The sequence below is a fragment of the Streptomyces sp. NPDC090741 genome, assembly GCF_044769045.1.
Taxonomy (GTDB): domain Bacteria; phylum Actinomycetota; class Actinomycetes; order Streptomycetales; family Streptomycetaceae; genus Streptomyces.
In genome coordinates this window covers 192609-202317 of sequence record NZ_JBIVXF010000019.1, presented here as the reverse complement: position 1 = coordinate 202317, position 9709 = coordinate 192609, and the positions used below count along the sequence as shown (strand labels likewise).

Annotated in this window: 4 protein-coding genes; all 4 read right to left on the bottom strand. The window is 69.4% G+C overall.

The window, feature by feature from the left end; genetic code table 11:
- Nucleotides 1–153 precede the first annotated feature (153 nt).
- The gene (locus ACIQU4_RS36680; protein WP_403740407.1) at nt 154–3780 is read right to left on the bottom strand and encodes a LamG domain-containing protein; all 3627 of its coding nucleotides are present in this window, start codon (nt 3778–3780) and stop codon (nt 154–156) included.
- Nucleotides 3781–4965: 1185 nt separating this feature from the next.
- Nucleotides 4966–7149: a hypothetical protein gene (locus ACIQU4_RS36675; protein ID WP_403740405.1), complete on the bottom strand. Its 2184-nt coding sequence runs from the start codon at nt 7147–7149 to the stop codon at nt 4966–4968.
- A 53-nt stretch (nt 7150–7202) separates the two neighbouring features.
- Nucleotides 7203–7904 (bottom strand): ABC transporter ATP-binding protein, encoded by a 702-nt coding sequence (locus tag ACIQU4_RS36670; RefSeq protein WP_403740403.1) that lies wholly within the window; start codon nt 7902–7904, stop codon nt 7203–7205.
- A 91-nt stretch (nt 7905–7995) separates the two neighbouring features.
- Entirely contained in the window at nt 7996–9669 is a 1674-nt protein-coding gene (locus ACIQU4_RS36665; protein ID WP_403740401.1) for an FG-GAP repeat domain-containing protein, read from the bottom strand.
- Between the last annotated feature and the right edge of the window lie 40 nt (nt 9670–9709).

The window sequence follows — 9709 nt, the reverse complement described above, 5'->3', positions numbered from 1 at the left end:
GCCTTGGGGCGGGGCGCCGCCCACCGCCCCCGGGGGGGGTTTACCCCCGCGTGGGCACGGGCCGCCCCGGGGGGCCCCTATGAACTGGGGGGGCGGGGGGGGGGGGGCCCCCCGGGGGGGGCGCCCACGGCAAGACGGGGATGTCTCTGGCTGTCAGCCAGTGGTGCCGAAGACGGTCCTCAGGACCTGCTCGGCGTCCTTCATCGCGCCGGACCACAGGCGCATGCCTTTGATCTCGCCGGGCAGGAAGCTGCCCCACGCGCTGCTGGCGAAGCCCTTGCCCACGGCGAGCTCGCCGCTGCCGACGGAGGCCGTGTACGCCTTGGGCTGGGCCTGACCGACTGCGCCCACGTAGAGGGTGATCGTTCCGTCCTGGGCGTTGTGGACACCGGTCACCTGTACGCCCGTGTCGAGTGCTGCCAGGCTGTCGCTGACCACTGAGGTCCCGGAACCGTCGGCCGTGAGTCTGCCGAAGTGCCAGGTGCCTTCGACGACGGTCACGTTCTGGGCGGGGTCCTGCTCGGACGGCTGGTCACTGGCGCCGGTCTTCTCGAACCACAAACCCCAGGAAGAGCCGGTAGCTGTGCGCTGCCCGATAACCTGCGCCTTGTAGCCGATCGGCTTGTCGATCAGACGGGCGTTGTCGAGCTTCGCCTCTGCGGTCACCGTGAAGGAGCCGGTGTCGTCGACGACCGGGCCAGCAGTGACGGCCGCCTGAGTGCCGTCGAAGGACAGGGCTCCTTCCTTGACCTGCGTACCGGCGGTGGCCGTCAGGGCGCGGCCGTTGCCGGAGGTGTCGGCGAAGGCAGGGCCTGCCGTGGAGAGGTCCCAGGCTGCTGCCAAGTTCACGTGGGGCTTCGTCGTCACAGGGTCGATGAGCGAGGCGTCCTGCTTGATGGCGAGGTCAGTCAGCTCTTCTTGCCAGAGCTTGACTTCGTCGATCTGGCCCGCGAGGCAGTTGACCCAGTTGCCCCGCCACTTGACGGTGCCGATGCTGAAGGTGTCGTTGGAAGCGATCGGGTTGGTCACGGTCATCTGGCCCTGGGGCTGGCCGTTGATGTACAGCCGGGCGATGTCGGTGGTGGCGTTGTAGGTGGCGGCCACGTGGGTCCAGACACCGGGCTGGGCGTTGTCCTTTCCGTATACCCATTGGGTGGTCAGGTCGCCGTCCACGGCGTCCTTCGTGCTCATGGACAGACCCCAGGGCTTGCCGGCTCGGGTGGAGAGGGTGAAGCCGCTCATGTACTGGCCGCTCTCGCCCATCAGCGAGTAGTTCCGGTCGCTGTTGTCGAGGCGAACCCAGCCGGCCGCGGAGAACGAGGTCTGGGTGTCGAGCACCGGCTTCCCGAAGGCCGCATTGGCGTACCCGTCGCTGCCGTTGAGCTTGAGCGCCCGATCGTGGTGCCCTGTCGGGGTCTCGAGCCAGCCCCGCCGGCCGGTCCCGCTGCGCTGGGCACTCGGGGAGAGGTCCGCGTTCTGCTGGAGGGCCGGGTTGGTGGTGGAGACGTCGATGGCCGGGCCGGAGGCCTCATCGAACGTGTAGGCGACGACGGGTCCGTCTCCCGGACCAACCATGAAGTCGACGATGTTCGTGTTGCCCCAGCGGCCCACGGAGTCCTTGGCCTTCACGCTCAGCCGCATGGTCCCTGCCAGGGGTGGGGTGATGGAGACCGTCGGCTTCGCACCGGCGACCTCGGTCCAGGCGGTGTCCGTGGTCAGCTTGTACTGGTAGGCCGTGTTGGTGTCACCGCTTCCGGGCCCGAAGGTGAACGATCCGGCGGTACCGGGCTTCCCTGCTGCCACGCACTTGGTGCTGGTGCAGAGGCTGTACGGGCCACCGAAGGTGATCCCCGGCGCCTTCGGGGCACTGGAGTCCACCTTGAAGTAGCAGTCCCCGCTCGGCGCGCTGTCCCGTACCTGTCCGTCCGCGAACGACTTGGTCCACGTCCGGAAGCGGTACAGGGCGCCATCCGTCAGTGTGTCAGGAGGGTCGCTGATGACCGTGACGTTGTCCCCGACGTATCCCGAGCTCGGCCGCTCGATGAAGTCGGAATCTCCCGCGTTGGCCTTGACCGGCTTCCAGACGAAAGTACCGGCGCCGCCGGATTGGACGCTTTCCCACTTCTCGGTCTGCATCGCGATCCGAAGGGAAGCGCCGGGCTCGCCGCCCCACACCGTCTCCGTGATCGCGGTCATGGAAGGCGTCGGGTCCGAGACGATCGACGGATTGGCCGGGTCACCCGAGCAGATCTCACCATTGCCCGCGACGAGGCCCACGTAGATCGGAGTGTTGGGCTTGCCGATGTAGTCGACGGACAGGACCGCGTCGTTGCGGAACCGCTTCCACGCGGTGGCGTCCGACTCGTCCTCCGCGCGCAGTTCCAGGTTCAGCCGGTTGTACCTGCCGTTGGCGAAGTCGCGGACGGTGGGTGTGAGGTTCTCATCCGGTTCGTCGGGAAGATTGTCCGAGAATTCAACCGGAGCAGCGGGTGAGTTCGGGTCGCAGAGTGATCCGCGGCCGGCGGAGAGCCAGCGGTCCCCCATGAGGTCGGCGTAATTGGGCTTGTTCCACCAGTTCGTGGACGGGGAGATCTCCCCGTCCATGCGAACCAGCAAGACGTTGCGCGCCTCGCACTGGAAGGCCCACGGTTCGGTGACCCGGAAGCGGGCGTTCAGGACTTCCTTGCCGACGAGCTTGCTCGGCGAGAACTCGAAGTACAGGCGCTGCACGTAGCCGGGGCCGCAGTAGTAGCCGTTCCAGGAGCCGCACTTGCCCATGCCCTTGCCCAGGCCGTCGTCACCGTTGTCCCAGTTCCAGAAGGACACTCCATCGTTGCGGAGCGCGGTGTGCTCCGTACCGTCATCAAGGGCGACGGAGGGGTCGATGTAGAGCGGGAAGGCTGTCGGGTCGCTCTGCTTGAGGATCGCGGTGTCCGGTACGACGGCCAGCGAGTCGGCATCGACGTGGACGGCCATCTTCGCGACCTTCGAGCCCAGGGCCGGTCCGTCCGCCGGGTGCCCCGACGGCTCGGCGCCCACGGGCGGCTTCGGTAGCGTGCCGCCCTCGGACTTGGCAGCGGCGACCTTCTCCTTCGGGGACAGGGCGAGCGGGGCGGGTACGCCCTTCGAATCCCACATCAGGGCCGGGGGTGCCTTGAAGACCCGGTTGCCATTGGCATCGGTGGCGGCCAGGCCACCGTCGTTGCCGGTGTTGAGCTGGACGTCCTTCGCCTTGAGGTCGAACTCGACGCGCTGGAGCTTCGGGTTCTTCGCGGCCTCCGGGGTCTTCACCACGAGTACCTCGCGGAAGCCCTTGAGCGTGGCCGTCATCCTCAGGTCCACACCAGGCAGCACCTCCGGGTACACGGCGCTGTCCCCATCCAGCACCGGCTTGGGCAGGACCCCGCCCTGCCAGCCCCACGACATGGAACGCCCACCGCGGTCGATGGTGACCAGACTGCTCTGCCCACCACCACCGGAAAAGCTGACGCCGGCGACAGCGGCCTTCGGCCCCACCGACCCGTTGGGACGGACCTCGAGCGTCGCGTCCGGCGCGACCCAGCCGGACCCGTTCTTGGCCTTGACCCGCACCGGAACGGCCGAGGTGTCCAATCGGAAGGACTTCCCGTCCGGGTTCGCGAAGGTGGTCGACGAATCGGTGCGCTCGCCCACCACCTCAACCGGCTTGCCGAACTTCTTGGCCGCAGCGAGCGCCTGCTCGCTCTCGGTCCCGGGCGCCGCGGCGGCCGCAGCGGCTATCGGCGTATACGCCGATGCCACACCCATGACCATTGCCATACCGAGCGAGGTCGTCACGGCATGACGGAGCCGCCGACCCTTGATCACAAACATAATCCCCCATATTCATTGGCACGGAGAACTCCCCAGTCCCCATACCAAGCCAAGCCGTCGACTCGCCCCAGCAGTTCAATGCCATGCGCGCATCAACGGCCACACCTGGCAAGAAGTTGCCAAATGCATTCGGAGAGAAGACACCCTTCCCTGGATCTCACACACGCTCAGCAGGGCTCATGACACCTAGCGTCCGGCCGCGACGGTCCACACGTCGGGCGTACCCGACTCCTGACCGAGGAACGCCTGCATGCCCGCTGATCACAGAGCGAGATTAGAGCATACGTTCGCGGTGGCGAAGGCATTAGTGGCGCCTCTTCGCCCCAGGCTCCAGCGCAAGCAATCTCCGCTACGGCACCCAGAAGCCGTGTCATGCGCATTTCGCGACACTCCCACCAGCAGCGACTTCCGATGCTACTCGGGATATTTCAGCTCTACCGAAAATCTCGCGACATAACCGGCGCAAGCCGTGCGAACCCTCCCCCGCGATATGAGGGATTTGACGACGTTGCCACCGCAATCATCCGGCGTCAATGACACCGGCTCGCGAGGTGATGAACCGGTGAGCCCTGGGGACGGAGCTCAGGGGCAGGTCCGCCGGGCCGAACTCGACGTACAGCGCGGCGGGCGAGCCACCAGCTCGCAACCTCCCTGCCACCGGCTCTGAGCCGACTCCTCGCGATGCGGCTCACTGGCCAGAACTCGCCCTGCCCCGTCACTATCGCCACCCACCCACCCGCCATCCGAACCGAAGACGTCGAACGACCTCGCTGTGGCCCGCCACCGAGACCGCCTGTTGGCGGATCGACCGCGAAGGCACCGCCTCGCCGATGTTCATCGAAGCGGTTACCTGACATCTGATACTCAGTCTCTGAACAAAGCGGCAAGGAATGCAATTGCAGGATTTCCGGGGCGACGAGCGAGCACGTGTCGCGGGCATGAATGATTGTGTATTCAGGCAACCTCCGCGGGAAGCTGACGTTGGCTGGCCGGTTGTCGTACTCATCCGGCGCGCGAATCCGGAGGCCGCCTGAGACCAAGCCTGTTGCGCGGTGGCCGCATCGCCCTCAACAGCTGCCAGGGCGCGCTGCTTCGCATGGTTCTCGCGCACCGTCAGTCGGCTGTCGGGCGCCAGCGGTGTGTCAGGCGTACCGCGCCGTAGGCGCCCCATAGCCATACGAGCAGCGCCATGGCGAGCGTGGTGGCGAGTACGAGGGTCAGGACCGGCCAGGAGTGGGTTGCGCCGTCGGAGTAGGAGCCGGCCGTCATGGGCGTGGCCAGCCAGTAGTGCGTGGCCAGGCCGATCAGGGACGCGGCCGACAGCGGTAGGAACAGGGTGAAGAACGCGGTGCTGAGGTAGATGGTCCGGTTGCCGGAGAGCACGCTCAGCGCAGTGATCTGGCGGCTGAAGCGGACGAATTCGGCAAGGTTCGAGACCACGATGGACACTGCGATCACGATGACGGCGAACGCGCCGAACAGCAGCACCCACAGCCCTTGGCGGTCGTCCAGGTTCGCCGCGTTCAGCCAGGAGCCGGCGATGGTCTCGACCGGCACGCCCATGCCGAGGTGCCGGTTCGCGGCCTCCTTCACCGCGGGTACGGAGATGTGCTGCCCCGGCCGGCCCACCATCACGATGACGGACCCCTTCGGGGTCTCGGTCTGCCGGGCGAAGAGGCCCTGGCCCGGCGTGTCCCAGCTGTAGAGCTCTTTGACCCGCACGTCCGCGCTCCGCAACTCGACCGGCGCAGGCTCCGGCGTGCAGGGAAGGGCGAGCCGTTGCAGCGCTTCGCAGGGGCCGTTGAGTTCGGCGGTCCCCTTCGCGTGGTCGACGGCCAGTCGCAGCGCTTGTACGCCTGGTGGGAGTTCTGCCAGGAATGCGGGCGGTACCGGCTTGTCGTCACGTAGCTCCACCAGGACGGCGCTGGTCCCCACGCGCTTGACCGTCTGCTGCGCCTGCACCGCCGGACCGGTGTTGCGGGTCACCCACAGCTGAGTCTGTCCGACGAGGACGAACGCGATCACGACACCGGCGGTGAGCCGAACCGTCGCGCCGGGCCAGGCCGCCGCCCAGCGTCCGGAGACGAGGGCACCGGAGCGGCCCGTACGGCGGCCCACGGCGGCCAGGCCGTGCCCGGCGGCCACCGCCGCGAGGCCGATCAGCGAGGGCAGGGTGAGGATCGTGCCGCCCACCCCGATGACGTAGATCAGCAGACGCGTGGGCGGGTTGGGAGCCAGTCCGAGCCCCCGCACCGCGATGAACACCATGAACGGGCAGAGGTAGGGCCACCACCGGGGCAGGCGGCTCCGTATCAGACGCGGCCGCACGCCCTGGCGGCGGTCCTGTGGGGGATGCGTGAGGACGACGCCCAGCAGGACGAGAGCGGCGGCGAGCAGCGGCGCGGCCAGGATGGCCCACACCCACCGGCGTGCATCGGCCGCGGCGAGGGTGTAGCCCACCCAAGGCAGTCGGGTGTCGCCGGAGAGGATCCACAGGCTCGCCGCCACGCCCGCGACGACCCCGACCGCCACCGGGAGCGCTGCCTCGCCCGTGTTGATGAGGGCTCGGGCTCGCCGGCCGCCGCCCAGGGCTCCCAGGAGCGCCGTGCGCTGGTCTCGGGCATCCGATCCGGCCCGCGCGGCGGACACGGACAGCGCCGCCGCCGGAATCGCGCCCATGAAGACGGCTATGCCGATCAGCAGGTAGAGGGGTTTGACGAACAGGTTCTCGCCGATGCCGGAAGGAGAAGGTGAACCGAAGCCGGTGACGGGCCACATCCTGCCGGTGTCGCCGAGGGCCGCGGGCGGGCGGACGTATGCGAACCGCTCCCCCGGGCTGGCCAGCCCCTGCTCCCCGATCGTGCCGGCCAGGGCCCCGTAGCGGGTGGTGATGCCCTCGTCCCGCCCCGCGGCGAGCAGCGCCGGTGAAAGGACCGCTTGGCCCGGCTGCGGCCACGCCGACACACCGGGCGGCAGCGGCGCGTCGTCGCGCAGCGGCAGCAGGTACACGACCTGGAACTGCAGGTTGTCGACGACGTCGAACGTGGGCCGGTACAGCAGCGCCGCGTCCGTCTTGCCCGCCTCGCCCGAGGCGTGGATCGGCGACCGGGCGGCATCGCGCAGGTCGCGTCCCTCGTACGCGGCGAAGATCAGGGTGAGCGCCGAGATCACCAGCCCTACGGCCAGGGTGGCGCAGGCGAGCGCGATGAACCGGGCCCGCCCGGCCGACGCCGCACGGCCCGCGGCAGCCCCCACCCGGAGCAACTGCCACCACAGGGGCGCACGGCGCCCGCGCATCACGCGGGCTGCGCGAGTTATGAGGGTTGTGCGGGTTGTTCGGGTTGTGCGGCTCATGAGGTGCTCCGCGTCTGCAGTCGGCCTTCGACGAGATGCAGCACGCGATCGGCCCGCGCCGCCACCTGCTCGTCGTGGGTGACGACCAACAGGCCGCACTCCCACCGGCGCGGCACCTGGAACAGCATGTCGGCAACACTGTTCCGGTTCGCATCGTCCAACGCCCCCGTCGGCTCGTCCGCGAGCAGCAGCGCCGGCTTGTTGATCAGTGCGCGGGCCACCGCGGTGCGCTGACGCTCACCGCCCGACAGGGTTCCGGTCGAGCGCTCCGCTCCGGGCACGCCCAGTTCGGCAAGCAGCTTCTCCGCGTCCTCGTAGGCGTCATTGCGCGAGGCGCCGACGAGGAGGCCTGCCAGTGCCACGTTCTCGACCGGCGTGAGTTCCGGCAGCAGCTCGCCGAACTGGAACACCACCCCCGTGTGGGCGCCTCGATGGCGCGCCAGCTCCCGCCGCCGCATCCGCGTGATGTCGGTGCCCGCCACCCTCACCAGCCCCTGTGGCGCCACCAGGCCGAGGGCACATGAGATCAGCGTGCTCTTACCGCTGCCACTGGGGCCCATCACGGAGACGGACTCCCCCACCGGCAGCCGAAGATCGAGGCCCTCGAACAGCGTGCGCCCGCCGATGGCGTACCGCAGCGACCCCAACTCCAACGCGGCGGATCCTCGCGCCATCTCCGACACGGCGTGCTTTCCCATGCGTCCCTGCTTACTGAATGAGCCTTGGGGCAAATCGAGGCAGTCGCTCGGGCCTCCGGCGCGCGAATCGGCGCCGGAGGCCCTGCACCGGTCAGACGGCCGGGGCGAAGCCCGTCACCGTGGGGTGGGGGCCGGTCGTGCCCGTCCCCGGGAAGACGGTGAACGTGCCGGGGGCGTCGGCGGACCACAGGTCGGGCAGGCCGTCACCGGTGAGGTCGCCGTCCGAGCCGATCCGCGGGTGCGCGGCAACGGAGATGGTGGTCAGGACAGGTCCCGCCGTCGGTTCGGCGAAGGCGGAGAAGTCCGGCGCGTCGGCGGCGCCGGTGACGGAGAAGGCGCGGATCGTGCCGTCCGCCGTGGAGCGGGCCCACAGGGACGGGAACGCGGTGCCCTGCGCGGGGCCGGGGGTGAGCAGTTCGTACCCGGCCCACCTGTCGTCGTTGGGCGAGAGGAGGGTGGACTCCCAGGCCAGATCGTTGCCGTCACGCTGGGTCAGCCACAGGCGGCCGTTCTCGACGGACAGTACGGAGGTGTCCGGCAGGATCCCACGGACCGCCGTGTCGCCCCGGGTCGAGCCGTACGCCGCGATCTGCGTGACCTGGGACCAGTCGTCGCCGAAGCCGTGCTGCGCACAGTCGATGGCCTCACCCGCTGTGTTCCGGCAGGTTCCGGGCTTGCTGAGGCCGAGCGGGCCCTGCTCGGTGAACCGGCCGGCTCCGTCGTTGACGAACAGGTAGAGTCCGTGGCCGCCCGGGGCGTGAGCCAGGAGGTCGTCGATCTGGCTGTAGCTGAAGGTCCCGCGGTGGGTGTACTGAACCGCCGCCCAGCTGCGGCTGCCACCGGGGGCGGCAAAGGGGCGCGCGCTGGCGGTTTCCCGGGGATCGGAGCCGGGCTTGCGCAGGTTGCCGGCGGCGTCCGGGACCAGGACGTCCGGCTTGCCGTCGGCGTCGATGTCGCCGAAGGAGGCGGGGGCGGTGGCCGGCTGGGCGTAGTAGTCCAGGCGGGCCGACTGGGAGACGTTCCCGGCGTTGTCCATCGTCTCGAGGTAGACGGACTGGCTGCCCCAGGTCGGCGGCTTGAGTTTGATGTCGAGCGTGCCGTCGGTGAGGCGGACGATGTGGGCGTCGGTCGCTTGGTCCGGGCAGCGCCAGCCGACGCTCGGGGTCCCGCTCGTCCGCCAGCGGGCGCAGGCGATGCCCGAGCCGGTGCCGGCGTCGGAACCGTGCAGGGTGAAGACGGCTTCCTCGCCGGCCTTCTTGGGCGTCGCGTCCGTGGTCACCTCCGCTGTGGGCGGGGTGTGGTCCACGCGGAAGTAGCACCAGCCCGTGTAAGGGCCGGTCAGCTTCCCGTCGGTGGTACGGGCGCGCCAGGCGTACTGGCCGCCGTCCTTCAGGCGGTCGCGCGGGATGTCCGCGCGCGCCTCGCCGGGTGGCGCCCACGAGGTCGGGTAGTCGGTGCGCGGGCCGCCGTAGGCGGTGTCCCAGAGCTGGAACGTCGTGTTCAGCTGAGTGGCCGTCGAGGACGTGGTGGTGACCCGGACCGTGACGTCCGAGAGGCCGACCCAGCCGGCACCTGCTCCGGTGTACGGGTCGGTATCGCAGTCGGAGAAGCGGTCTTCGCCGGCGAAGCCGGGCGTCGGGCTGGTCCGGGGAGCGGTGGTCCGGGGCGCTGCCGGATCCGCAGCGGCAGCGGAAGCCGGGGCAGCGGCTGAAAGGCCGAGCGCCAGCGCCAGCGCCGCCGTCGGGAGTAAGCGGGCACGTTGCATGTGGTGAGTTCCCCCCTGGGAAGGTGATCGGCGATCAGCC

Bases quoted from the DNA above. Each gene is read 5' to 3' on its own strand.
- ACIQU4_RS36675 (WP_403740405.1), bottom strand. From the start codon at position 7,149: ATGCGCGGGCGCCGTGCGCCCCTGTGGTGGCAGTTGCTCCGGGTGGGG.
- ACIQU4_RS36670 (WP_403740403.1), bottom strand. From the start codon at position 7,904: ATGGGAAAGCACGCCGTGTCGGAGATGGCGCGAGGATCCGCCGCGTTG.
- ACIQU4_RS36665 (WP_403740401.1), bottom strand. From the start codon at position 9,669: ATGCAACGTGCCCGCTTACTCCCGACGGCGGCGCTGGCGCTGGCGCTC.